Source organism: Peribacillus sp. NPDC094092 (assembly GCF_050279365.1).
Classification (GTDB): domain Bacteria; phylum Bacillota; class Bacilli; order Bacillales; family DSM-1321; genus Peribacillus.
Map to the genome: position 1 here is coordinate 103,159 of NZ_JBNNUC010000007.1, position 25,725 is coordinate 128,883.

Genomic DNA, 25,725 nt, shown 5'->3' on the forward strand with positions numbered 1-25,725 from the left:
AAAAATGGCCAATACCAGACAACATCAAGTCCATGAGCAGAAATTGGAACAGCTGGTTAAGTCCATGCCTTTCTATATCGTTGAATATGTTGACAATAAATTGGATACCCGGTCCCCTTCCACCCTCTTGAATTACGTTCTTGATTATAAATTATTCTTGGAGTGGCTGATTGCGGAAGGCATTGCTGAGCAGGAGCTTATTAAGGATATCCCCCTGTCCGTGCTGGAAAAGTTGAAGTTGATCGAAGCTCAATCCTTTATCAAATTTTTGGAACGAAGAAATATTCCCATCAATAAGCAGGAAACAAAAAAAGCGGAAAAGGTTTCCGTCAATCGGAAAATTTCAGCACTACGTTCCCTTTTCAAGTATTTAACGACCCAGACGGAAAATGAAGACGGCGAACCTTACTTCTATCGGAATGTCATGTTGAAAATTGAAGTGAATAAAGTGAAGGAAACTTTGGGGGCGCGTGCTTCCAGAATATCGACGAAGATTTTCCACAATGATGAGGATGCACGGTTTCTTGAATTCGTGAAGCATGACTATGAACGAGAGCTACCTGAAAAGTCCAGGAAACTCATATACTTTAAAAGGGACAAGGAACGTGATTTTGCGATCTTATCCCTCTTCTTAGGAAGTGGCATCCGGGTGAATGAGTTATCCAACTTAAGGCTACGAGACTTGGATTTCGAGGAAAAACAGATACATGTATTACGTAAGGGTGGAAAAAAGGATGTAGTGGCAGTCTCCCCTCCGTCCATGCAGGACATAAAAGATTACCTAGCTGTGCGATCGGAACGTTATAGGGGATCAAACGATGATGCGGCCTATGTATTCTTGACTAGGGTGAATGATGGAGCCACCCCCCTTTCCAACCGCGCCATCGAGGCGTTAGTAAAGAAATACACGAAGGCCTTTAAGTCCAATAAATCCATGTCCCCACACAAACTGAGGCATACCTATGGGACGAATTTAATGGAGCAGTCAGGAGATATTCATTTGCTGATGACTCAACTGGGTCATACGTCGACCACAACGGCTGCCCTCTATACAAACCCTGAACAGGAGAAGGCTAAAAAGGCTGCGAAAAAGCTGGGTGAGAGAAGAACCAATTATCGTGAAAGGGATTAAAAGAGAAGATTTTCTAGTCTTCTCTTTTTTTATTGGTTAGCTTTAACTTATAATGAAAAATCCAAACAATGGATTATAATTGAGGTAAAATTACTATGCATTGAATATAGATTTTATGAAAGGAAAAATGAACTGCGATTAGGTTGTTTAAAATTACTTTATAAAGATTTGGATTTTCTTTTATGAAGTTCCGCTAATATCGTTGAATATTGTTTATCAAGATTAAATATTAGCAAAAGCAGGATCGTAATAATGGCTAATGCTATGGGAACATATATGTTTAGGGCTATTATCATTTGAAGTGCTAATGACGTCTGTTCACTTGCCCCTCCAACATATCCTCCATATCCCAATAACCAACCAATTAGTGCAAGCCCAAGTCCTGATCCGACTTTTATTCCAAAACTTAAACCACTGTTTACTAAACCAATTGTTCTTTGCCCCGTTTTATATTCTCCGTACTCAACTGTGTCGTTAGTCATTGCGAATAATAACGCAGAGGTTGGAGCGAAACCAAGACCTGTGACGATATTACCGATTAAAAATGTTGTTAGATCGTATGGGTCAATCATTTTGACAAACAAACTAATAATTAAAAGAATATTACCAATCATAACTGTGTTTCGCTTCCCTACTCTAGAAACTAACCTACCAACTATGAAAACACCTAATAGCATTGGTACCATCAAAGTAAAGGCAAGGAGTGGGAATACGTCACCATCTTTTAAAATCCAGGTAGCGTAATATAAAGCAACACCAGTAATAACTGCATGCATGGCATAGTAAATAAAACCATATGCAGAGATAATAAGCCAGTACTTATTTTTAAATAATGATTTCACTCCTGCTAATATCGATACCTTTTCTTCTTGAGATGTAGTCGATCCTACCCTTTCCTTTGTTGAACGGAAGGTACCATAGATGGTGATCATTGATAATAATGCATAAATTGAAACAAGAGCGGGCCACCCTATTGCTTCTGATATTGGTTGGGTTAAAATAACTACGAAGAGTGTTCCAGCTAGAGTTAGAACGGATGAATAAACGTTAGATAAAGACCGACTATGTTGGTGTTGAGTCATCAGTCCTAATAATGTTTTATATGGGATGGATACAGCAGTATAAGCCATTACAAACAACATATAAGTTACATAGGCATAAAGGATCTTTCCTTCCACTTCAATATTTGGGACACTAAACAAAAATACGGTTGAAACCCCAAATGGAAAGGCCATCCAAAGTAACCAAGGACGGGCTTTTCCATGTTTTGAATTCGTTTTATCAACGATTACTCCCATTCCTATGTCGGTTACCCCATCAAAAATTCGTGTGACTAACATGAGCGTTCCTACTACAACCCCGGTCAATCCAACAATTTCTGTGTAGTAAAAGGTTAGAAATGTACCAATAAGTGTCCAGATAGAAAAAATACCATAAGAAGCCAGGCCATATGCCCACATTTCTTTTATTCTTGGTTTTTCTAATTCTAAATTAAGTGGTTTCTCGCTATCTTCTTTTACTAACATAACCATCTCTCCTAGAAAATATTTTATACAATAACACTAGCATTGCATTACATTTACCAAGAGTTAATTCCATACAATACACCCCGATAGTGTACAGTTAGCCCCTCTCCATAAAACTCAATATTAGGAGAAACGCCTATGGAACAAGATATTATAAAAACCACATCTAAGAAATATGTTGCACTATTTAACTTTGAGCACTTTTTTCAGCTTACAAATAGTTGCATAAAATTAAGTACAGGAAAAAAATTAAATTCTATTGGTTTTTGCTCAGTTGAGAGGACAGCCGAACGATGCCGGTAATACACATCGAAATGGCGGAAAGTACACTTAACAGCAGATAAAAAAGGAAAAAGTAACATTTTCTATTAATAGAAGGGAGTTAAAATATAAATTCACACTCCATTTAGGCGGTAGATACCTTGGAATTACGGAAATATCCACAGTAGGGTCAATTAATAAACCAATACTAACTAGTCAGAAAGTATATGAGTCTAGCATTTAATTTTTCAAGAAATCTGGTTTCATGTATTTAGGGTTAGGATATTTGTAGAAGCCTTCTCCAGATTCTCTTCCGAATTTCCCCTTTTCGATAAACTCTGTTTTTAACCACTCCGCAACTTCAGCAGCTTTATAGTTACCACCTTTTGCTTTTACAAGAAGGGCATTGTATGGAGTATTAAAACCAATAACATCATAAACACCAAACGGACCTATCGGAGAACCAGAAGCTATCATCCAAGTTTTATCAACCGTTTCTGGATCAGCAATTCCATTCATCACCAAGTACGTAGCAGCCTCCAAAAACGGACCTAATAAAGTATTTAGAATATACCCTGGTTGTTCTTTGTATAGGGGTATGGCCACCATACCAATCGCTTTTGCAAATTCAATCACATCATCGAACACATTCATGTCGGTTTCCTCGTGTTTCATTATTTCAGCCGTATTGTTTTTCCAAATTTCATTTGCAAAATGTAAAGCCAAGAATTTTTCTGGGCGTCCTGTCGCTTCCGCAAATTGACTTGGTAATAATGTAGAAGAGTTTGTCACGAAAGTGGTCTTCTCAGGTGCTACTCTCCCTAACTCCTTATAAAAATTAACTTTAATTTGAACTACTTCAGAAACGGCTTCAATCAAGAGGTCAGCATTGGATACTGCTTCTGATAAATCACTGCAAAAAGAAATGCGATTATAAGCCGAATTCACTTCTTCCTCTAGAGCCCCTAAATCTTCTTGATAACGCTGTTTTAAATTTCTGATTCTAACCTTTGCACGTTCTATAGCTTCATCATTAATATCATATACTGTTACATTGAATCCCTTAAATGCCGTTTGAAAGGCAATCTGACTTCCTAAAACACCACTACCAGCAACAGTTATATTCATATATTCCATACTTTCAATCTCCTTTTCAAAGGTCCTATTTACACCTTGTTCTGAATAATTTTGAAGATTAACCAAATGATGAAAGTATTATATTCTTGTCCTTATGTATAGTTCTTTATATTGATTTGGAAAGGAACCACCTGGCCTTTTCTATTGTCTGGTTGGTTTTGCATATATAGTACACATCCCGCGCTTTCTGGTACACGACTTTTGAAGGCATGACATTTAGGCCTTCAAAAATCGTGTATTGTTACCAACTTTGTTCTTTTAAAAAAGTAGTATTTCTCCCTAAGAACGCCCTCTTCGACTGTGATTGCAGACCATCTACGGTTTGGACGATTGCCCTGTGTGATGAAAGACACTAGCATCCGGATAAGAATTGAATTAATATATTGTTACATCAACCGGTTTGATACCGTTTTCTGAACAATATTCGTGGTATTTCTCCAATACTGTTTGCGAATTACTGGTAAATAAGGTGTTACCGTTTTCATCTTTAAATTCCAGTGCGCCATCTATAACAACAAATGTTATTATATCTTCATCTTGAGACATAGCCACTGGCCTATGCAGTGAACCAGCAGGTTCAAATACAACGTCCCCTGGTCCCGATACCCATCCATCTTCAATATACTTCCATTTACCTTGAATAGTATAGACAATAACAGTGCCATGGTGGAGGTGGGCAGGAACGTCTTGATCACCCCCAGGGCTTTTAGTAAGTACAATATATTGACCTGTTATTGGGTTTACCTTACATAATTTTGTTTCCATACCACCTAATCCAGTCGGAACCCAAGGCAACTCCTTCGGATCAACATAATTAGACGCTAGTATGTTATTTGTAATTTTCATTAATATTCCCCTCTTCCCATTTGTTTTTAGGCTTTTTCTCTCTTAGCTACTTTAAGCGAAAAGAATATTATATTGGGAGTGAAAACCTCCTACCCTTTATATTTTTAGAATATTCAATATATTCTTGAGTGTAGTGTACCAATTAATTTCTTTCTGATAAAACAGTTGTTAGTCATGATAAACATGACTAACAATCATATAGAATGCAAGTAATGGGCAGTATCATAATTTCCTGCAAACCCATCTGCACCATTTCTTCTGACCCGCTCAAAGGTTTTGGTTTCTTCCATAATTGGGAATACAGACCGTCCATCCATCACATAAACTAGAAGGTCTGACAAGTCTTCTAGACTTTTATAGAGAAGTCGAAGATGTATCAGGGAGCTGCTCTCTACTATGTTTAATTATTTCAATTTTCTAAATTAAAATTGACTATGATACCACTTGGTTGTAGTATTTAATTATGAGTAAACGATTACATTTAGGAGCGTTATCTGATTGAACGGGATCTATTTATGGAAGGATTCATAATAAAATATATATAAGGATACAGGGAATGATCCATGCATATTGAGCAATTGGAATATATCGTAGAAATAGCAAAAACCGGTTCATTTTCTGTTGCGGCAGAAAACCTTCATGTAACCCAATCAGGTATCAGTAAATCAATCGGAAAGCTTGAAGAGGAATTAGGGATCAAAATATTTAACCGGTCACGGTCAGGAGCATTACCAACTAAGGAAGGAAAAGCTGTAATTGAAAAAGCGTATGAGGTAATAATCAAACTTCAAGAATTCAGGAAAACAGCAAAAACACAATCGTTTCAAGCGCTTAGAGATCTGAAAATATCCGTATATCCACTTCTTATAGAATCTATATTTAAAAACCTTTCGTCCTTTACTGAGGATAACCCACACATCCAAATTGAAATAAAAGAAGCTCCTTCACAAATCATTATTGAAAAAATCAAAAAGAAGTCGGTAGATATCGGGCTTACGTATATCACTAAACAGATACTAGAGGATGAGGAATTAGAATCTGAAGTGCTATTAAATAGTAAAGCGAAAATTTGTGTAAGCAAAGACTCTCCATTGGCTTCTAAAGAATACTTGACGCCCCAAAATTTGCTCAATCAGTCTATCATTTTATATGATTCAAAAGAAATGATAGAGGAAATGCATAATTTTTTTAAAAAATACGGGGAATTGAATGTATTGTGTGTTACAAATAATGTTAATTTGATTAGACAATACGTTGCAGAAGGATTAGCCATATGCGTTACATCTGACATATTCTTAAGAAACAATCCTTATGTATCATCGGGGAAAGTTATTCCGATTGAGTTATCACAATATTCCAATACATCATTATCCATAGGATGGGTAAGATTGAAAGAAAGAATGATTAAGAAATCCACTAAAACATTCTTAAAACATTTGAAAGACCAGTTCCTAATAGATAACTATTAGGGGATTTATTTTGATCTCTGAATACGATTGTCCAGGATCAGTCACATTCAGAAAAAGCCTCTAAGCTCATTCTTATAGAGGTTTTTTTTATTGAATCTCATTGCAAAAAATAATCTTAACTTATGAGACGAAAAAAATGAGATGATCCATAATTCCAATACAAATTTGCCATCCTATTTAAGAATGACTAATTCCCTTCTTTATACTAAAAAGACGGCTCTCAATTTGAGTGCCGCCCCCTTTTCCGAACTCTAATATGCATTATTCTGCTTTGAAAGTTTTCTTCACTTTGTCGCTTTCATTCATTCCAGGGCGTGTCGCTGTTACATATACAGAACCTGAGCCCTTACCTAACTGCTTGACCGTAATGGTAGCAGAGGAAGAAGTGGATGTTTTACTAGATAGATACTTCCCGGAGGATGAATAGAGTTTTACAACATCGCTTTTTTTCAATCCTTTGACTATTACTGTATCTGATTTACCCTTATTATTCTTAATCGTAATGTTGGAAGCGCTTGGCTTAGGTGTCTTCGGTTCTGCTTTAAACGATACCTTTACTCTAGAACTCTCAAGCATTCCACTTCGTGTGTTTGACACATAGATAAAACCAGCATTCTTTCCTAATTGTTTGATGCTAAAAGTTGTAGAGGAACCTGAAACTGGTTTAGATGTAGCAAATAGCTTTCCTTTCGAATCGAACAACTTCACTACATCGCCTTTAGCCAGGGTACTCACTTTCACGCTATCCGATTTGCCTACATAATTTGTTATTTGTACCGACTTACTGCTAATAGACGGCGTTTGAACTTTTACAGCCAGTTGGTATTTATAATTACGAGTGTTTGAATAATCATCCACCGATATATAGTACCGCCCTGCAGGAAGGGAATACTTCTTCGATTCTATCCCCCTTGCAAACTGGTCATACTTCGTATTAAAGGATCCCACTTCATCACCATTTGAATTATAGAGGTTCATATACCAACTAACAGATGGCTTCCTTCCCATCTCTAGAGATACACTTGATGGTTTTGATAGGAAAAACGTAAAATAATCAGTGTCATTGTAATCTTGGAGATTTCCATAATAGTTTTTGCCCAACCCAATACTGTTTGCCTGCTGGGCGTTGTTATTGAATTCTTTTTCATAGGTAGTTGACTTTGCGAACTTCACGGTAAAGGCATAGGGCTGGTAAGTTGAACCCCAACTGTCTTCAATATGGATTAAGTAATCACCTTTAGGTAGCCCGACCGTCCGTTCCGTCGGTTTTGTGACGTTCGAAGAACTTTCTGTCGTCAACTCACTAAGCACTTCACCCTCTAAATTTAAAATACTCGCATTCCATCCGTTACCAGACTTCTGACTCATATTGAGAGTGACAGCTCCACTTTCAGGAAGGGTGAATCTATAATAATCCTCATCATTATAATTTTGTATCTCACCCACGTAAGGTGTATTTAATTTAATTTTATTTGCTGCACTTGAACTATCGTTGAATTCGTATTCCACATTTGCATTTTCAGCAAAATTAACAGCAAAATAATAGGTTTTGTTAATAGAATTCCAATCATCTTCAATATGTACGTAATATGTACCAGCTGGCAATCCTATTTTCCTTGCCGTCACACCCATGGCTTTATTGCTGTCATCTGTTGTTCCATCTGTAAACTCATTTCCACTACCATCTAGGATTTCAAAATCCCATGCATATCCCGGATAGTTATTCATGTTAAAGGTGACTTGCCCCGGTTTTGTCAGCGTGAATTTCCAATAATCTTCGTAATCTCCATTTCCATTAAGAATTGCATGATTAACAGCATTTACATTAATGGGCTTTGCTGTTTGCATGGTTTCCTGTCCAACGTTTGCTGAAACCTTCAAGGCTCCGCTAACCAAGATGAGACATAGTACCCCCAAAAAAGCACTTGCTGCCATTAAGTGTTTTTTCATCATTAAATTCCCCCTATGACATTTTTACTAGAATATTATTCTACCATGTTTCACAAATAATCTTCCCAATTTTTTAATCTATTGGAATTTTTTTATCTAGATGTCAGATGTATTAACCTGTAACTCCTCAATGTAAAGAACAGTTGAGACAAAAAAGATATTCTTATTATTGTACTTCTTCTGTTGATGGTGATCTGCTTTATCTATAGTGATATATATTGCATCCGCCTCTTCTCCATGTCTCCACTTCTTTATTAGTCTTTTGAAATTCTTTTTCAAGTTCTGCCTTTGTCACTTCGATTGTGTTTGCCATTTCCACACCACTCGTGATGTCGGCAACAAGCCTTTTTCCAATGAGTGTATGTTGTTTTTGATAGGTTTGTTCATTATCCTAAATGCTTTGTGAGTGATTTCGACGAGCTAGATCATGCTACTCGCTTTTCGAATGATTGCGATTGTAACAGGAGTTTTAATTTCACTTGCATGGTTGTTGCAAGTGAAACCATGCCGATCGCTAAACGTGGACTTGTTATATCATTCGTGGCTTTACTCTTACAAACGTGATTGGAGTAACAATAGGCACTATCACCGCTTAATGGTACGAATAGAATACAACCTTCCTGTTAACATCTTTTCTCGGAGGAATTTCGTTTTTTGCATCAAGACTGCATATTGGCCGACTATGCACAGTACACTTCGCAGTTCGATTGAAAAGAACTTTATTTAGCGAATAAAATGTCAATTGCTAATGAAATTTCAGACAAATATTTTGGCATAGGTGGAGACTTTCTAAAAGCCACGATTGATGATATTGATAAACTGCGATTGCTCATTCCTAAATTGGAAAATGTCGTGGCTGAGTTGGATGGAATATCAGATGAAATAGCCGCCACTTCAGATGATTCATCAGATGATGAAACGGAACTGTCTTTTTAAGTTACAGGAAAACAAAGACACCGTACATTGGTTACGGTGTCCGTTTCTCTGATTATTTAGTTCGCTTGTTATCACGTTTTCGACTAATTATATTTTCAGAGCCAAAGAACCCATGACTTGCATGTTTTTCCTGAACAGTTGTATCAGCAAAATGAACATATCATAGAACAATTCTGTGGTCAGCCTGTCCCAATTTTAATCGATAAACTCTTTCTCTATGCGAAATAGATCATCACCCCTTCAAGGGGGCCCACTCCCGTTTAAAGATAAAGGGCAATTCCTCCACCGCACAGTCCTACACACATTCATCCTTTTTGCTTTTTATCTAAAATAAAAGACACTTAACTTAAAGCTTCTTCAAGTGACTCGATCATCTTTTGATCATTTACTTTATGGCCAGTCCATTTTTCAATCGAGAGTGCATTTTGTGAAGCTAGCATCTTTATACCATTTTGTGTCCGTGCTCCATTTTCGCGAGCTCGTTTTAATATTTTCGTTTCTGCAGGATTATAAATGATATCCGAAACAAATGCATCTTTTTTTAAATGAGTTATGTTAATAGGCGATTGGTCTGTTTTTGGCCACATCCCAATCGATGTTGTTTGAATAATAATATCATACTGGTCTTGCTTGTTTTCGGCTTCCTCAAGAGAAATAGCATGTGTATGTTTGTGATGTGCCCTTAATTTTTTTACTGCATCCGCTTTCTCAAGCGTTCGATTAGCAATATCGATACGTACATCTTCAAATTGTGATAGCGTATAATAAATGGATTGGGCAGCACCCCCAGCACCTAAAATGAGGATATTTTCCTTCATTAAGCTTGGTTTGCCCATATCTTCTAAAATAGCTTTAAGACATGCTTCTCCATCAAAGTTGTATCCAACATACTTTTCATCAATCAATTGGACAACATTCACTGCCTGCGTTCTTTCGGCTATTGGGTCTATTTCATCTAAAAACGGGATCACTTTAGCTTTAAAAGGGACTGTTACCAAAAATCCTTTTATGCCAATCGCTTTCATTCCCTTTATGGCTGTCTCTAAATCTTCATGCTCTACGTGAAAAGCTTGAAAATGAGCATTCATTTTATTTAATTTATAGGCTTCATTTTGAATTAAGGGTGACAGAGAGTGCGCTATCGGGTTTCCTATTATGCCAAATAATTCGCTCATGTAAATTCCTCACTAAACAAAATATATTATTCTTGATTCCAAACGACTAATTTCATTTCTGTCATTTCTTCAATCGTATATTTCAACCCTTCACGCGCATTACCACTTTCTTTAACACCACCATATGGCATTTGGTCTACTCGATACGTTGGGATATCATTAATCATAACGCCACCTACTTCAAGTTTCTTAGAAGCATGCAAAGCCGTGTGAATATCCTTTGTGAAAATTCCTGCCTGTAGCCCATATCTTGAATCGTTGATGTAGTCAATGCCTTCATCTACATTTTTAATAGGATTAATCGTGACAATCGGTGCAAACACTTCTTGGCAAGAAACTTTTGAATGGGATTCTACACCAACGATGATAGTCGGTAAAAGAATATTATTTTCAATTGCACCACCTGTAATGACCTGCCCACCATCTTTTACAGCTTCATCAATCCAAGCTTTCCCTCTTTCTTGTTCTTCTCTAGAAATAAGCGATGATAAATCTGTGTTTTCAGCTAACGGATCTCCCAATACAAGTTTCTCTGTTGCCTCTTTAAATTTTGCCGTAAATGTCTCAAGTAAATGTTCATGAATATAAATTCTTTGAAGAGAGATACAGACTTGTCCTTGGTTAGAAAAAGCACCTAGTACACATTTCGGGATGATCTTATCTACATCCACTCCCTCATCTATGATAAGACCAGCATTAGAACCTAGTTCTAATGCTACTTTCTTTAAACCCGCTTTATTTCTAATACCTATCCCTACTTCTGGACTACCAGTAAAAGTAACCATGCTGACCTTATCACTTGTTACTAGTCTATCCCCAACTAAACGTCCACTTCCAGTCACAACATTAAAGGCACCCTTTGGTACTCCTGCTTCTTCCAATAACTCGGCAAGAAAATAAGCTGATATAGGAGTTTGAGATGCTGGTTTTAAGACAATTGTATTCCCAGCTGCTATGGCTGGTCCCACTTTATGAGCAACTAGATTCATCGGAAAATTAAATGGTGTAATGGCAGCGACGACGCCAATCGGCTCTCTTAACGTATATCCTAGTCTATTCGCACCGTTTTTTGCGGCATCTAAAGGAACCATTTCACCATGAATGCGTTTAGCTTCTTCTGCTGCGAACTTATATGTTTCAATCGTTCTGTCTACTTCACCTAAAGAGAACTTTAAAGGCTTGGAAGATTCCATAGAAATAATTTGAGCAGCCTTTAATCTGTTTTCTTTTAACAAACTGACTAATTTCTCTAGTATTTCAGCCTTTTCATATGCTGTTAACTTTGCCATTACTTCTCGATTATTATAGGCAGCATCAATAGCAGCATCTACTTGTTTTTCTGATGCTTGAGGGATCTCTGCAATTTTCTCTTCCGAATAAGGAGAAAATAAATCTGCATATTGTTCAGATTCAATCCATTCACCATTAATAAATAATTTCTTTTTCAATCCATCTCACACTCCCTCTAAATTCTATTTACCTTCCTAATACGCCACCATCTACAGGAATTAATGTGCCTGTCACATAATTAGAAGCAGGAGCAGCTAAAAACAAAGCAACGCCAGCAACATCTTCAGGTGTTCCCCATCTTTTAGCAGGAATTCTAGCTTCCACTTGTGGTCCTCTTACTGCATCGTTCATCAAATCCGTATTCATCGTCGTTAACATATAGCCTGGTGCAATGGCATTCACTTGAATACCGAATTCCGCCCACTCATTCGATAAAGACTTTGTTAATTGTAAGACTGCCCCTTTACTAGTCGAATAAGCAGCTGCATTAAAACCACCTAATACTGAAAGGATAGATCCCATATTAATGATTTTCCCTGATCCCTGCTTCTTCATTTCAACCGCAGCTAATCTAGACAATTCAAAAACAGAAGTTACGTTCAGCCCTAGAATTCTATTCCAACTTTCGAGCGAAAATTCTAATGCAGGTTTTCTCTCAATTAACCCAGCGCTGTTAATTAAAATATCAACTGTGCCGCCTAGTTTCTCTAAAGCCTCTTTAAAAGACTGTCTTAAGCTGTCCATGTCTAATAAATTCCCTTTAACACCATGAACTTTTGCATCCCCAGCTTCTAATTTATTGGAAATATTAACTATTTCATCAGAAATATCGATCACAGCAACTTCAACACCCGCATTATGAAAAGCCTCTACCATTGAAAATCCTAATCCTTGAGCACCACCCGTTATAATCGCCTTTTTTCCATGTAAATTAAACATAATTTCATCCTTCCTAATTAATCGTTAAGAATGAATCCCTTTTCCAATAAGTGCATTGGCAGATTCCATTAATACTTCAGAGAGGGATGGATGAGGTTGTACCATTTGCGCAAGCTCATCAACCGTCCCTTCTAGATACATATAAGCAGAGGATTGACCAATCATTTCAGTTACATGAGCGCCTACCATAACAACGCCTAAGATTTCGCCATATTTCTCATCAATCATCACTTTAGAAAATCCTTCTGTTTCACCCATTGTCAAAGCTTTTCCATTACCCGAAAAAGAATATTTATTGACCTTATACTTAATTGACTTTTCTTTCAGTTCCGCTTCACTCATCCCCACACTAGCGACTTGTGGGGATGTATAAATACAGCGAGGCATCACTTTGTAATTCATCTTTTCTTTTTCTTCATCTAGATTCTCAACAACCGTTAAACCTTCAGCGCTAGCGACATGCGCTAATTGTAGCCCTCCAATCACATCACCTACAGCAAAATAACCTTTTTTGCTCGTTTCTAGATAATCATTGACTGCGATATGTTTGCCATTCATTTTAAGATCCAGTTCAGAAACAGCAGAGAGGTTAGGTTTACGGCCAACAGCCAGCAGTATTTCATCTGCTATAAGGGTCTCTGTTTTACCTTGCTGCGAGGTGATACTTAACTCTTTTTCATTCTTACTTTCTTTAATGGATGTCACTTGATATTTCGTTAAAACTTTAATTCCTTTTTTCTTTAAGCTTTTGAGTAAAGCCTTCGAAGCATCTTCATCTTCTGTTGGGATAATTCGATCACCGAGTTCAACAATAGTAACTTCTGTTTTTAAACTAGCGAAAATGTTAGCAAATTCTACCCCTATGACCCCTCCACCAACAATCACAATGGATTGAGGGATCTCTGTAATATCAAAAATCGAATCTGTTGTTTGATAATTCACAGAATCAAGGCCATCAATTGGCGGCACGACAGGTTGGCTGCCTGTCGCAATAATAATTTTTCCACCCGTAATTTGTTTCGTCTCATTTCCGGTTTGAACTGTTACTTTCTTATCAGCGTGAATGGTACCGTATCCTTTGTAGACATCGATCTTCCCCGCACTTAATAAATGTTCAATGCCTCTTCTTAGAGTCGTAATCACTTTATCTTTCCGTGCAAACATGTCTTTCAATGAAAAGCTCAGATTATCTATTTTAATTCCCCAGTTTTTCGCCTTTTCAATTTCTTCGATAATTTCTGCATGTTTTAATAAAGTTTTGGAAGGAATACAGCCTCTATTTAAACAAGTACCACCTAAATAATCCGCTTCCACAAGCGCTGTCCGCTTACCGTTTTTGGCAGCCCTAAGCGCGGCAACGTATCCTCCTGGACCGCCACCGACAATTACTACATCATACGACATCATGTTGTCACCACCTTATATCATTAATTTGAATGGATTTTCTAGTACATCTTTTAAATCAGTTAAGAACGCTGCTGCCGGAGCACCATCAATAATGCGATGGTCAAAAGATAAGCTTAAGCTCATCATTGATCGAACGGCTACTTCATCATTCACGATAACTGGCTTTTTCTGAATACGTCCTACGCCTAAAATAGCAGCATTTGGACTATTAATAATCGGTGTGAAGCCATCAACAGCAAACATCCCTAAATTGCTGATTGTAAACGTGCTTCCCTGCATATCGTCAGGAGAAAGTTGTCCATCACGAGCTTGTTTTCCAATACTTTTAGCTTCCTTTGTAATAACTGCTAGACCTTTTTGGTCTACATCTCTAAGAACTGGAACGACCAAGCCATCTGGTACTGCCACAGCCATACCGATATTTATATTCGAATGATAGACAATCTCTTTTTCCTCTAATGAAATATTAATGCTTGGATTTTGCTTTAAAGCAAAGGCTGTTGCTTTAATCAAAATTTCATTGAAAGATATTCTTAAACCTTCTGCTTTTTCAATAACAGGTAATAAATCTTGACGAAGAGACACACAATTAGTCATATCTATCTCTGATAACAGTGTTACATGCGGAGCTGTATAGGCACTTTCAGAAATCCGATCTGCTATGACTTTGCGCATACCTTTAAATGGCACTCGTTTGTTGACTTGATTGTTCATTGAATTCTCATCTTTTTCACTTGTAGAATTTGATGAAACAAGATCGTCCTTAAGAATTTTCCCATATGAGCCTGTTCCCTTAATATCGTTGTAATCGATACCTTGATCATCAGCAATTTTCTTCGCTAATGGCGTGATTTTCTTAGCATGCTTCTCTAAATAATTTTCAACGTCCATTTTTTGAATACATCCAAGTGGGCCGGATCCCACAATGTTGCTTAAATTAATTTGATGATCTTCAGCAAGCTTTCTTGCAGCTGGTGTTCTTCTGATTTTATTGCCATTAACTGTCGGTTCTTCTTCAGTCGGCGTTTGTTTCTTCTCTTCAACAGGTTCATCAGAAGCATTTGATGGATGTTTTTCTATGCCTTCTACACTTTCGCCTTCTTCACCTAAATAGGCAATAACCTCATGTACTTTTACCACCGAGTCTACATCGTAGACTGTTTTTAGCAAAACACCCGTCGTCTCTGCTTCAATCTCCATCAAGATTTTATCCGTTTGAATTTCAGCAATCGGGTCACCTTCTTCTACTATTTCTCCAATTTGAACTAACCAGGAAGCAATTGTCCCTTCCTCCATTGTTGCGCCTAGTTTAGGCATGACTACTGCTGATGCCATTGTGGCACCTCCTTACTTATTCATCAATTTTCTACATTCTTGAACAATGTCATTCACCTGTGGAACTGCTGCTTTTTCTAATTCTGGATTATATGGAATAGGCGTAGCTACTCCACCTAAGCGTCTAATTGGAGCATCTAAGTAGTCAAAGACATCGCTTTCCGCAATCATACTGGCAATTTCAGCACCGTATCCGCCTCTTTTTACCGCTTCATAAACAACTAGGACTCGACTCGTTTTCTTGACAGATTCTAAAATGGTTTCTGTATCTAACGGTACTAAAGTACGAGGATCAATCACTTCCACGCTAATACCTTCTTTTTCAAGTTCCTCAGCTGCTTCAAGTGCTCTATTAACCATGATCGCTGTCGCTACGATTGTGATATCAGTACCTTCCTTTTTAACATCCGCTTGACCTAGTGGAATCTCATAGTCTTCTTCCGGCACTTCTCCTTTAGTATTGTAAAGAAGTTTATGCTCATAAAATAAAACTGGATTATCATCTTTAATCGCTGCTTTCATTAAACCTTTTGCATCGTAAGCATTTGAAGGTTGTACCACTTTCAAGCCAGGAACATGCGTCATCCATGCTTCTAAGCTTTGTGAATGCTGTGCAGCAAATCCTGCACCAGAACCGCCTGGAAGCCTAACAACAACAGGAACTTTTGTTTTTCCCCCAAACATATATCGCATTTTTGCAGCTTGGTTCACGATATTATCCATCGCAATCATAACGAAATCTGAAAACTGAATTTCTAAAATAGGTCTCATACCTGTCATAGCTGCACCAACTGCACATCCACTAATTGCAGCCTCAGAAATAGGGGTATTTCTTACTCGTTCCGGGCCAAATTCTTCAATCATACCGTTCGTTAATCCGAAAGCCCCTCCATAAATACCAATATCTTCCCCCATGATAAAAACATCTTGATCATTGCGCATCTCTTGACTCATGGATTCTCTAATTGCTTCTAAATAAGTAATTTCTCTCACTTCATTCATCACCTTTCAATTATGCATAAATGTCTGTTTCTAACGTTTCTAAACCTGGTGCTTTGCTATTCTCAGCAAATTCTACTGCTTCGTCCATTTCAGCTTGAACTTGTTTATCCAACTCGATAAATTCTTCTTCTGTTATCACGTTTTCTGCAATTAATTGCTCTTTAAATAAAGCAATTGGATCTCTAGTTTTCTTCCATTCTTTTTCCTCGTCTCTTGTTCTATACTTTCTTGCATCACTTCGCGAATGCCCTCTCCATCTATAAGTGTGGGCTTCAATTAAAGTTGGCCCTTCACCTTTTCTTGCTCTTTCAACTGCCTTTTCTGTTGCTTTCACAACTTCTAATACATCGTTGCCATTAATCGTTTCACTTGGAATACCATATGCTGCGCCACGTTCTGCGATATTTTCAATATTTGTCATTTCTTTTATCGACCCTGACATACCGTATAAATTGTTTTCACAGAAGAAAACAACGGGTAAGTCCCAAATGGATGCTAAGTTAAGTGATTCATGGAAAGCGCCCTCATTTGTAGAACCATCCCCGAAGAAGCATACAACGACGTAGCCTAAATTTTTCATTTTTGACGTTAAGGCTGCACCTGTTCCTAAAGGTAAACCAGCTGCAACAATACCATTCGCACCTAAATTTCCTACATCTAGGTCAGCAATATGCATCGAGCCACCCTTACCTTTACAATAGCCTGTTTCTTTGCCAAGTAATTCAGCCATCATTCCCTTAACTTTTGTTCCTTTTGCAATACTATGGCCATGACCGCGATGAGTACTTGTGATTTTATCCTCGTTTGTTAACGGTACACACGCACCCACTGCCGTTGCTTCTTGCCCAATACATAAATGCATCGTTCCATGAATTTTCCCTTGTTGAAATAATTTTTCCACTGTTTCTTCAAAACTTCTGATTACCATCATGTCGTATAACATCGTTTTTAATTTTGCTGGTGAAAAAGAAGCTTCTTTTATTAAGTTAGACATATATTCATACCTCCTAAATTTTATATGAAAGCCCTCTCATTTATTTTATTGCAATTTACATGCCAACTCTTAAACGCTTATTTTCCTTGGTAATTCTATTTTTTTGCAAAAAATGATGTATAATTGATTAAATTGATGCAAAATTTCATCGATTTTAATAGTGATGCAAGGAGGTAGAATTATGGAGAACATACTGTCTAAAATCAACATCATTGGTATTCTTATATTAAATAAACAAGGAGAAATCCTGTTTTCAAATTCCATAGCAAAAAAATATAACTACTATTTTGAAAATATTATTGAGACGACTTTGAAAGGCGCCCAATCTTTCACCTTGATAAATTATCCAGCAGAAGTCACAACTTTTATTAACAATAATCAATTTGTTGTTTTAATTAATCCGATGCATGAGTTAGTCAGATTAAAGAATGAAAAAGAATCTTTACAAAGTTTAAGAAATGAATTAAACGAAGTTATTAATTCCTCTTTTGATGGTATTGTTATTTGCGATAATGAGGGTATTATCATTCATCAAAATCCATCTTATGAACAAATTACAGGTTTATCCGCCAAAGATTGTATTGGTAGAAGTTTAAAAGAGCTTGAAGATGAAGGCGTAATTGATGCTTCAGCTTCTTTAAGAGCTTTAAAAGAAAATAAAGAAGTCACTATCATACAAAAAATCAGCACAGGATCTACCGTCCTAGTTTCGGCTGCTCCGATTCGAAATAAAAATGGTGAAATCGATAAAGTGGTTAATAATGTAAGAGACTTAACCCATTTAAATATGCTTGAATCAGAAATCCAGCAATTAGAGCAACAAAATCAACAAATTCACGAAGAATTAGAGTTATTAAAAGAACAAAACGATCCAAAGCTATCTATTATTGCCTATTCAGATATCATGAAAGAGGTATTGGACCGGGCATTAAGAGTAGCGCAAATTGATTCCATCGTTCTCATTCAAGGAGCTTCAGGGGTAGGTAAGGAAAAGATAGTTGAATTAATCCATCGTCATAGTTTTAGAAGAGATTATCCATTAATTAAAATTAATTGTGGTGCGATACCAGAATCATTATTAGAGTCGGAACTGTTCGGCTATGAATCCGGCTCTTTCACAGGTGCCAATCAAAAAGGAAAAGCAGGATTATTTGAAGCAGCTAATCACGGCACCATCTTTTTAGATGAAATCGGTGAAATGCCGCTCCATTTACAGGTTAAATTATTGCGAGTTTTACAAGAACATGAAATCACACGTGTGGGTGGAATAAAACCCATCCCTGTTGATATTCGAATTATTGCAGCAACACATCGTGATATATCAGAAATGATAATAAATGGCCAATTTAGAGAAGATTTATATTATCGTTTAAATGTCATCCCTATTAAAATACCTCCTTTGAAAGAAAGAAAAGATGATATTATTCCACTGATTTATCATTTCTTAAATGGGATTAACCATAAATATGGCATTAACCGAAAATTTTCAAACGATGCTTTAAATGCCTTTACACATTATGATTGGCCGGGAAATGTACGTGAATTACAAAATTTAGTGGAGAGAATTGCTTTAATGAGTTTAAACCCCGAAATAGATCTTGATGATTTACAAAAGGAATTACAATTTAATGATGGTCTGCAATTTAACGTGAATACAGCACCATCTGAGTCACCTTCTAATAGATCAAATCTGGAGCCATTAAAAAATCGCTTAGAATCATTTGAAGCGGAGATTATTAGGGACGCCATCAATAGCTTCCCTAGTATTCGGAAAGCTGCAACAGCATTGAAAGTTGATCAATCAACACTAGTGAGGAAAATGCAAAAGTATAAAATTGAAAAATAGAAAAAGAACATCGTCGATAATGGACGATGTTCTTTTTCTTCATCAACCTCCAAATAAATTTGGAAGAAATAATGTAATAGATGGCACATAAGTTATAATCAATAATACAACCAATAAAGCACCAAAAATCGGCGCAACATATTTAAATGTCTTTTCGAATGGGATATTGGCAATATTACTGCCAATGAATAAATTGATTCCTAAAGGCGGAGTAATTAATCCTAAACTTAAATTCAAGCAAATGATCATACCGAAATGAACAGGATCAATCCCTAAAGGAATAATTATAGGAAGCAATAACGGCACGAATATTAATACCGCTGCTACGGTTTCCATGAACATCCCAACAATTAATAGGAAAATATTTATTAATAGTAAAATAATAATCGGATTCGTTGTTAAGCCCTGAATGGATTCTGCTAAAAATTGCGGAATTCGCTCAATTGATAATACTTGTCCAAAAAATGAGGCTGCACTAACAAAGATTAAAACAGATCCTGTTGTACGAGCTGATTGTAAGAAGATATCCAACAAATTTTTCATATTAATTTCCCGATAGATGAGAGTACAAATAATTAAACTATATACAACGGCAACAACAGCTGCTTCAGTAGGTGTTACGATTCCACCGTAAATCCCGCCGAGTATCAAAATTGGAGCCAACAATGCCCATTTTGCTTCATTTAGTGCTTTCCAAAAGCTGACCTTTTCATTTTCTGCTACAGTTGCTGCCAATTCTAAAAGAGCCTTCTTATCAACTACGCCGAACCCATCCCTTTTACAAATAATGTAATTAACAATCACTAATGCGATAGCAACTAAAATACCCGGGATAATCCCTGCAATAAACAAATCACTAATTGATGAATTTGACATTACTCCATAAAGGATAAAGACAATACTTGGGGGAACAATAGGACCTAATGCCCCAGCACTGGCAGCTATCGATGCTGCATAACCAGGAGCGTAGCCATTCTTCAGCATGTAAGGAATAAGAATAGCCCCAATACTTGCTACTGTTGCAGCTCCTGATCCTGAAATTGCCGCAAAAATAAAGCTGGCAAAGATCGTAATAATACCTAGACTCCCTGTTAATGAACCGACAAAGCTTTGTATAAATTCAACTAACCTTCTGGCCATGCCGCCTCTGCTCATAATATCACCCGCTAAAATAAAGAACGGGATCGCTACTAAAGGGAATGAATCCATTGAACTAAATGACGTCTGAATAAACAATGTTAACGGAACGGTTCCTTCAATTAATACAACCAATAGACTTGCTGCAGCTAAAGCAATAGCGATTGGAACCTGAAGTAAAACCAAAAGAATTAATAAACCAAATAACATCAGTGTAACTGTACCCATGAATCCTTCCCCTCCTTTACACCTTTATCTCTTGATTGATTGAATTAGAATTTTTTTTGAAAAGTATTATTATTAATCTGATAGACATGATCAAATAACCGATTGGAATACCTAGATAGATGATTCCTTTTGCTAGTCCTAATGCCGGTGAATTTCCACCAAATTCTAACATGGATAACGAATAGTTAAATCCAATATAAGTAATCACAAATGAAAAAACTAACCAAATAAGTAGTCCTATTTTTTTAATTAATGGTTGTATGTTTTTTGGAAATAGAGATATTGCCGCATCCACCTTTATATGAGACTTTGTAGCTGTTACATAAGCAGCACTTATAAAAGTAAGCCAGATAAATAAATATCTTGTCAGTTCCTCAACCCATATAAATGATGAACCAAAAATATATCTGCTTACAACCTCTACAAACATTAGAGCAGTCATTACGACCATTAAAAGAACACAAAATAAACCTTCTATTGCAATTTTAGTCTTCTCCTCTTTCATATTGCTCACCTCAAGTTTCTTTATTGAGTCCTGCTATAGTCGAGTTATTTGGTTTTCCCCAAAAACTCCAAAGCCATTTCATAGTTTTCCTCTCCTACTTTATCAATGTTATTATCGATTGCAGGCTGAACAGCTTTTTTGAATAATTCCAACTCTTCCGGCGTCGGTTCTACGACCTTAACACCTTCTTCTTTCATTCCCTCACTCGCTTCTTTTTCAGCTTTAACCGCTAATTCTCTCGCATATTTGATTTGTTCCTTTGCCGCTTTATCTACTACTTTTTTCAGTTCATCTGTTAATCCATTATAAAAATCTTTATTGACCATCATAATGTGAGGTAACGGGAAATGTCTTGTAAGCGTCAATTGCTCTGCAACTTCATAAAATCGATCCGCATGAATTAACGGAGTAGTCGTCTGAACGCCATCGATTGTCCCCTGTTGTAAAGAAGTGAAGATTTCTCCATATGAAATTGGCGTTGGATTTGCCCCCATTGCAGCAATTGTACTTGCTTGAAGAGGTGTAGTAGTACTTCTAATCTTTAGACCTTCTAAATCTGAAGGTTCGCGTACCTCCTGCTTATTATTTGCAATAGCAAAAGAACCGATACTGAATGCTCCTAAATAATAGCCGTTTGAGTTATTTTCTAATTCTTCTTTTAGGATTTCTCCATACTCACCATCTGTTAATTTATACATTTCTTCCTCGTTTGAAAATAAAAATGGCACATCAAAAATGTTAAAGGAAGGTGCTTGTGCGTTACTTGCTACGACGAAACCTGCATTTGTTACAACGTCTATTACTCCCGTTTGAAGCATTTCATATTCCATATCTTCTGAAGGGGTTAAGGTTCCATTGTTGTAAATTTGCACTTCAATTTGTCCATTGCTTTCTGCTTCTGCAACCTCTTTAAATTTTTTATAACCAGTATGGAGAAAGTTATTGTCTGTCACCAGATTCGCCATTCTAATGATAACTTTTTCACCATCTTCACCAACCGTTCCAGCCTCTTTTCCAGCACTGCACCCTGAAAGAATAAAAAATGTGGAAACGAGCGCTAAAAAAATTAACTTTAGCTTTTTTTTCCCCAAAGTAAGTCCCCCTTTGTTGATTTACAAAAACCTATTAAAAGAATTATTTTACAAAATATAATACTCTTGCTTTTTTACTATAAAAATTTTTTTCCCATCTCAGATGAATTCGCTTACATTATTAACAATAAAATTCACCAGTTTTCCCCTATCAGCAAACTCAATTTTATTTACCTCCTTAATAATTTGTTTGCATTCTTAATCTTTGCAAAATTCATGCCAATCTTATTTCCTGATTTTAAATGATATTTTACGTAAGAATTCATTTTTTTGATGCATTTTTACAATAAATGATGCAAATTTACAAATAATAAGAGTTGAAAATTAATTGTCCTTCACTCATTTTTTAGATTCGTTTCACTATATAGATAATGATTTAAAAGAATTGATTTTAATGAAAGAAAACTGACCTATCTTCCGAGAAATCCACCATCTACCGGAATAATTGCTCCGTTAATATAATTAGATAAGTTTGAAGATAGGAATTGTACGGTTCCAGCTAGTTCTTCTGGATTGCCCAATCGTCCTGCAGGTATACGGCTCACCAAGGAATCCAATCTTTCTTTATCATCAAGAATATGGCGATTTAATTCTGTTACATAATAGCCCGGTGCAATCGCATTTACATTAATTCCCTCACTTGCCCATTCATTCGATAACGATTTTGTCAATTGTGCTACAGCACCTTTACTAGCTGAATATGCAGCCGCATTAAATCCACCCATAAAACTTAATACAGATGCAATATTAATAATTTTTCCCTTTCCTTTCTTTTTCATTTCCTCCGCTGCAAGTCTGCATAATTGGAAAACCGTCGTTACATTCACATCCAATATTCTCTGAAAATCTTTGGCTGGCAACTCCACAGCCGGCATTGGTTTATGGATACCAGCATTATTGACTAAAATATCTAACTCACCGTCTAATAATTCCACAGCTTTATTAAACACATTGGTGATCTGTTCTTGATCAGATAAATCAGCATGCAGCCCTACTACAATAAAGTCTTTTTTTCTTAAATCCTCTACTGTTTGATCCAAATTTGGCGAAATATCTAAAATACAAACTTTTACACCATGTGAACAAAGCCCTTCCGCCATTGCTAAACCTAATCCTTGTGCTGCACCCGTTACAATTGCCTTTTTACCATACAAATCTTTCATTTATTACACCTCTCATTGTTTCCGCTTCTAATTTTTACAGTGATTTTTATTTTTCCATTAACTCAAGAATGTAGCCATCCGGATCAAGCATATAAACAGCCTTCGATCCTGTATTAGCACCCACTGTAATATGGGCTACTTTTTTTGACTTAAATTGAACCCCTTTTGCTTTTAATTCACTAAACATTTCTTCCAAATTTTCAACCAATAAACAAATATGTCCTGTTCCGTAATCGCACGAACGTGAACTTCCTGAATAAGTATCAATTCCTACATATTCTAATAGTTCAATTACATGCCCACCAGGAATCTGAACAAAAGCAATATTAATTTCTTTTAATCCGGGGATTTCAACAATGTCAAAAATGTAGTCACTATTCGCAACTTGAGTTGATAAAAGTTCAAAACCTAATATATTTACATAAAAATCTAGTGCGCGTTCTAAATTTTTTACAGTAATTCCACTATGAATAAATCCAACCACTTTACCTTTATCCATTTTTATCCTCCTTATTTACTTTCTCAATGTATTTATTGCAATATTCATGCCAACATTTTTAATTCGATTTAATACTATAAATCGTGATTATTCTGCATTTTTTGATGCACTTTTCCAAAACTGATGCAAAAATGAGACAAAGGAGGAAGGCTGAGACTAATAAAAGGTCTAGTTTTTCAGCTTCCTTGTTGAAAACGGCTGACAAAATCCATTTTTTGTAAATTTCGTAAAACAATCAACTTGAACCAGAATCAGAGAGGATAGTATGCTCGTTATCCTCTTTAAGTTAACTGCTAATCCAGTTAATTATACTTGTGCAGACACGCTTTTTAGACCGTACCCCCCAGCACGATCTAACTCATGTTTTGAGAAACTAAAAACACAAATTAACCTTTCAAAGAAGCCTTACTTTGTAGACACTTGATTGGAGTAGAGAGAAGTCTCTGCTTTTTTATTTTGGTCGCATGCGTAATATTTGTGTGAATTGCGTATTAATGTTTGTTATTCACACAACTTTCGCACCGAAAAAATAAGTGCTAATTGGGGTAGCGTCACATGCCCTTCAAGCTAAGGGCAAATAAATACCCCAAAAGCGAAAAAAACCCTATCCTTTCTGTAATATCACTCCCAGATATGTTTGCCTCAGCCTATCAAGGATCTGGAGGCAGTAGTCATACAGCTGGCGAAAAGGTTCAATTAAAATATGATCTCCTCAGTGGTCAATTCCTGCACGTTCACTCAGGACCTGGTAAACAAAATGATAAAATCTACGGTTCTACGTGCTTACAAACGGTAGAAATGGGTGACTTATGTATACGTGATTTAGGTTATTTTGACTTGAAAGATCTCTATCAAATTGATAAGAAAGGAGCCTTTTATATCTCTCGCTTAAAATTAAAACTCTCGGAATTATCTGCGAAATTCTAATCCCGAATACTTCAAAAATGGAACGGTCAAAAAAACAAATGGATATTGAAAAGATTATGCATCAATTAAAACCAGGACAAACCTATGAGATCTCTGACGTTTACATTGGCCAGTATAAAAAGTTGCCGACTAGAGTCATTATCCACCGACTTACGGAAGAACAAACCCGAAAACGGTGGGAAAATCAAGCCCTAAAGGAGAAAAAGAAAGGGATTGTCATGAAAGAACGCTGTAAACGATTAGTGCTATGAATGTATACATAACCAATGCTCTACCCGAAGATGTTCCAACGGAACATGTTCACGATCTTTATTCCTTACGTTGGCAAATCGAATTACTCTTTAAAACTTGGAAATCCTTCTTTGAAATAGATGATTGTAAAGAGATCAAAAAAGAACGATTAGAATGTCATCTCTATGGTCAACTGATTAGCATTCTTCTCTGTTTTTCTACCATGCTTCAAATGCGACAACTACTCCTCATCCAGAAAAACGAGTACTTAGTGAATATAAAGCTATTTATATCATCAAAGACTATTCTTTACTGCTGTTTCAAGCGATACAAAAAAGCACCAAGAGCTATCAAAGATTCTACTTCGCTGTTTGTCCTCCTACAGAAAAACGGGCGAAAATCCCACCGTTATAAGAAAAAGACAGTCTTTGATATATTGGGTGTTGTCTATCAGTATACCATGTGTCACAAGAGTGCAGCATAGCGCAAAAAAATGACCTATCGGAGGCTTATTTGGCATGTCTTTCTTTAATTGCATGAACGATTATCTTATAGAAATAGATCTACTTTAAGTACTCATTGGTGTTAGCTTGATGGGCATGTGGCGGTACCCCTTTTTGGAGAGATCCTTTTATCCTTGCTAAACAATTTCATAAAGCCTTTACGCTGCTTTTTCTCTTCCTTGGCTTCCAGGAGGAG

The 25,725-nt window shown here is 36.6% G+C and carries 21 protein-coding genes and 1 pseudogene; 6 read left to right on the forward strand and 16 right to left on the reverse strand.

Features of this window, described 5'->3' with window-relative positions; genetic code table 11:
* Positions 1-4 precede the first annotated feature (4 nt).
* On the forward strand, positions 5-1,132 hold the full coding sequence (gene xerS, locus ACQKNS_RS24270) for a tyrosine recombinase XerS (protein ID WP_427645807.1): 1,128 nt from the start codon (positions 5-7) through the stop codon (positions 1,130-1,132).
* Positions 1,133-1,290: 158 nt separating this feature from the next.
* Here the strand turns inward: xerS and ACQKNS_RS24275 are convergent, their stop codons facing one another.
* Entirely contained in the window at positions 1,291-2,658 is a 1,368-nt protein-coding gene (locus ACQKNS_RS24275; RefSeq protein WP_427645808.1) for an MFS transporter, read from the reverse strand.
* A 138-nt stretch (positions 2,659-2,796) separates the two neighbouring features.
* Between ACQKNS_RS24275 and ACQKNS_RS24280 the strand changes: the two genes are divergently transcribed.
* Positions 2,797-2,961, forward strand: coding sequence for a hypothetical protein (locus ACQKNS_RS24280; RefSeq protein WP_427645809.1), 165 nt, complete (start codon positions 2,797-2,799; stop codon positions 2,959-2,961).
* A gap of 198 nt (positions 2,962-3,159) precedes the next feature.
* Here the strand turns inward: ACQKNS_RS24280 and ACQKNS_RS24285 are convergent, their stop codons facing one another.
* Positions 3,160-4,056 carry a 3-hydroxyacyl-CoA dehydrogenase gene (locus ACQKNS_RS24285; protein WP_427645810.1) on the reverse strand — a complete coding sequence of 299 codons (897 nt, stop codon included), beginning with the start codon at positions 4,054-4,056 and terminating at the stop codon, positions 3,160-3,162.
* Between the two features lie 375 nt (positions 4,057-4,431).
* Positions 4,432-4,902 carry a 2,4'-dihydroxyacetophenone dioxygenase family protein gene (locus ACQKNS_RS24290; protein WP_427645811.1) on the reverse strand — a complete coding sequence of 157 codons (471 nt, stop codon included), beginning with the start codon at positions 4,900-4,902 and terminating at the stop codon, positions 4,432-4,434.
* Positions 4,903-5,465: 563 nt separating this feature from the next.
* Between ACQKNS_RS24290 and ACQKNS_RS24295 the strand changes: the two genes are divergently transcribed.
* Positions 5,466-6,371, forward strand: a complete 906-nt coding sequence (locus ACQKNS_RS24295) for a LysR family transcriptional regulator (RefSeq protein WP_427645812.1) — start codon at positions 5,466-5,468, stop codon at positions 6,369-6,371.
* A 261-nt stretch (positions 6,372-6,632) separates the two neighbouring features.
* Here ACQKNS_RS24295 and ACQKNS_RS24300 read toward each other — a convergent pair whose 3' ends face one another.
* On the reverse strand, positions 6,633-8,324 hold the full coding sequence (locus ACQKNS_RS24300) for a hypothetical protein (protein ID WP_427645813.1): 1,692 nt from the start codon (positions 8,322-8,324) through the stop codon (positions 6,633-6,635).
* 732 nt (positions 8,325-9,056) lie between these two features.
* Here ACQKNS_RS24300 and ACQKNS_RS24305 point away from each other — a divergent pair.
* Complete coding sequence (locus ACQKNS_RS24305; RefSeq protein ID WP_427645814.1) at positions 9,057-9,257, forward strand: hypothetical protein; 201 nt, start codon at positions 9,057-9,059, stop codon at positions 9,255-9,257.
* A gap of 341 nt (positions 9,258-9,598) precedes the next feature.
* On the opposite strand, the gene aroE is transcribed toward ACQKNS_RS24305, so the two are convergent.
* The 7 genes from aroE to ACQKNS_RS24340 are packed head-to-tail and all read right to left on the reverse strand — an operon-like array spanning position 9,599 to position 17,399.
* Positions 9,599-10,432: a shikimate dehydrogenase gene (gene aroE / locus ACQKNS_RS24310; protein ID WP_427645815.1), complete on the reverse strand. Its 834-nt coding sequence runs from the start codon at positions 10,430-10,432 to the stop codon at positions 9,599-9,601.
* Positions 10,433-10,458: 26 nt separating this feature from the next.
* Complete coding sequence (locus tag ACQKNS_RS24315) at positions 10,459-11,880, reverse strand: aldehyde dehydrogenase family protein (RefSeq protein ID WP_427645816.1); 1,422 nt, start codon at positions 11,878-11,880, stop codon at positions 10,459-10,461.
* Positions 11,881-11,908: 28 nt separating this feature from the next.
* Positions 11,909-12,661 carry an SDR family NAD(P)-dependent oxidoreductase gene (locus ACQKNS_RS24320; RefSeq protein WP_427645817.1) on the reverse strand — a complete coding sequence of 251 codons (753 nt, stop codon included), beginning with the start codon at positions 12,659-12,661 and terminating at the stop codon, positions 11,909-11,911.
* 24 nt (positions 12,662-12,685) lie between these two features.
* Positions 12,686-14,068, reverse strand: a complete 1,383-nt coding sequence (gene lpdA, locus ACQKNS_RS24325; RefSeq protein WP_427645818.1) for a dihydrolipoyl dehydrogenase — start codon at positions 14,066-14,068, stop codon at positions 12,686-12,688.
* 12 nt (positions 14,069-14,080) lie between these two features.
* Positions 14,081-15,403 (reverse strand): dihydrolipoamide acetyltransferase family protein, encoded by a 1,323-nt coding sequence (locus ACQKNS_RS24330; protein WP_427645819.1) that lies wholly within the window; start codon positions 15,401-15,403, stop codon positions 14,081-14,083.
* Positions 15,404-15,415: 12 nt separating this feature from the next.
* Entirely contained in the window at positions 15,416-16,396 is a 981-nt protein-coding gene (locus ACQKNS_RS24335; RefSeq protein WP_427645820.1) for an alpha-ketoacid dehydrogenase subunit beta, read from the reverse strand.
* A 19-nt stretch (positions 16,397-16,415) separates the two neighbouring features.
* On the reverse strand, positions 16,416-17,399 hold the full coding sequence (locus tag ACQKNS_RS24340; RefSeq protein WP_427645821.1) for a thiamine pyrophosphate-dependent dehydrogenase E1 component subunit alpha: 984 nt from the start codon (positions 17,397-17,399) through the stop codon (positions 16,416-16,418).
* Positions 17,400-17,580: 181 nt separating this feature from the next.
* On the opposite strand from ACQKNS_RS24340, the gene ACQKNS_RS24345 reads away from it, so the two are divergent.
* Complete coding sequence (locus tag ACQKNS_RS24345; RefSeq protein WP_427645822.1) at positions 17,581-19,245, forward strand: sigma-54 interaction domain-containing protein; 1,665 nt, start codon at positions 17,581-17,583, stop codon at positions 19,243-19,245.
* 42 nt (positions 19,246-19,287) lie between these two features.
* On the opposite strand, the gene ACQKNS_RS24350 is transcribed toward ACQKNS_RS24345, so the two are convergent.
* From ACQKNS_RS24350 to ACQKNS_RS24370, 5 genes are all read right to left on the reverse strand, one after another.
* Complete coding sequence (locus ACQKNS_RS24350) at positions 19,288-20,610, reverse strand: TRAP transporter large permease (RefSeq protein WP_427645823.1); 1,323 nt, start codon at positions 20,608-20,610, stop codon at positions 19,288-19,290.
* 16 nt (positions 20,611-20,626) lie between these two features.
* Positions 20,627-21,115 carry a TRAP transporter small permease gene (locus ACQKNS_RS24355; RefSeq protein WP_427645824.1) on the reverse strand — a complete coding sequence of 163 codons (489 nt, stop codon included), beginning with the start codon at positions 21,113-21,115 and terminating at the stop codon, positions 20,627-20,629.
* Positions 21,116-21,159: 44 nt separating this feature from the next.
* A complete protein-coding gene (locus tag ACQKNS_RS24360; RefSeq protein ID WP_427645825.1) occupies positions 21,160-22,206 on the reverse strand; it encodes a TRAP transporter substrate-binding protein in 1,047 nt (348 codons plus the stop codon).
* A gap of 410 nt (positions 22,207-22,616) precedes the next feature.
* The gene (locus ACQKNS_RS24365) at positions 22,617-23,369 is read right to left on the reverse strand and encodes an SDR family NAD(P)-dependent oxidoreductase (protein WP_427645826.1); all 753 of its coding nucleotides are present in this window, start codon (positions 23,367-23,369) and stop codon (positions 22,617-22,619) included.
* Positions 23,370-23,415: 46 nt separating this feature from the next.
* A complete protein-coding gene (locus tag ACQKNS_RS24370; protein ID WP_427645827.1) occupies positions 23,416-23,868 on the reverse strand; it encodes a VOC family protein in 453 nt (150 codons plus the stop codon).
* A 612-nt stretch (positions 23,869-24,480) separates the two neighbouring features.
* Between ACQKNS_RS24370 and ACQKNS_RS24375 the strand changes: the two are divergent.
* A pseudogene (locus ACQKNS_RS24375) lies at positions 24,481-25,510 on the forward strand (IS4 family transposase); the annotation flags it as partial.
* Between the last annotated feature and the right edge of the window lie 215 nt (positions 25,511-25,725).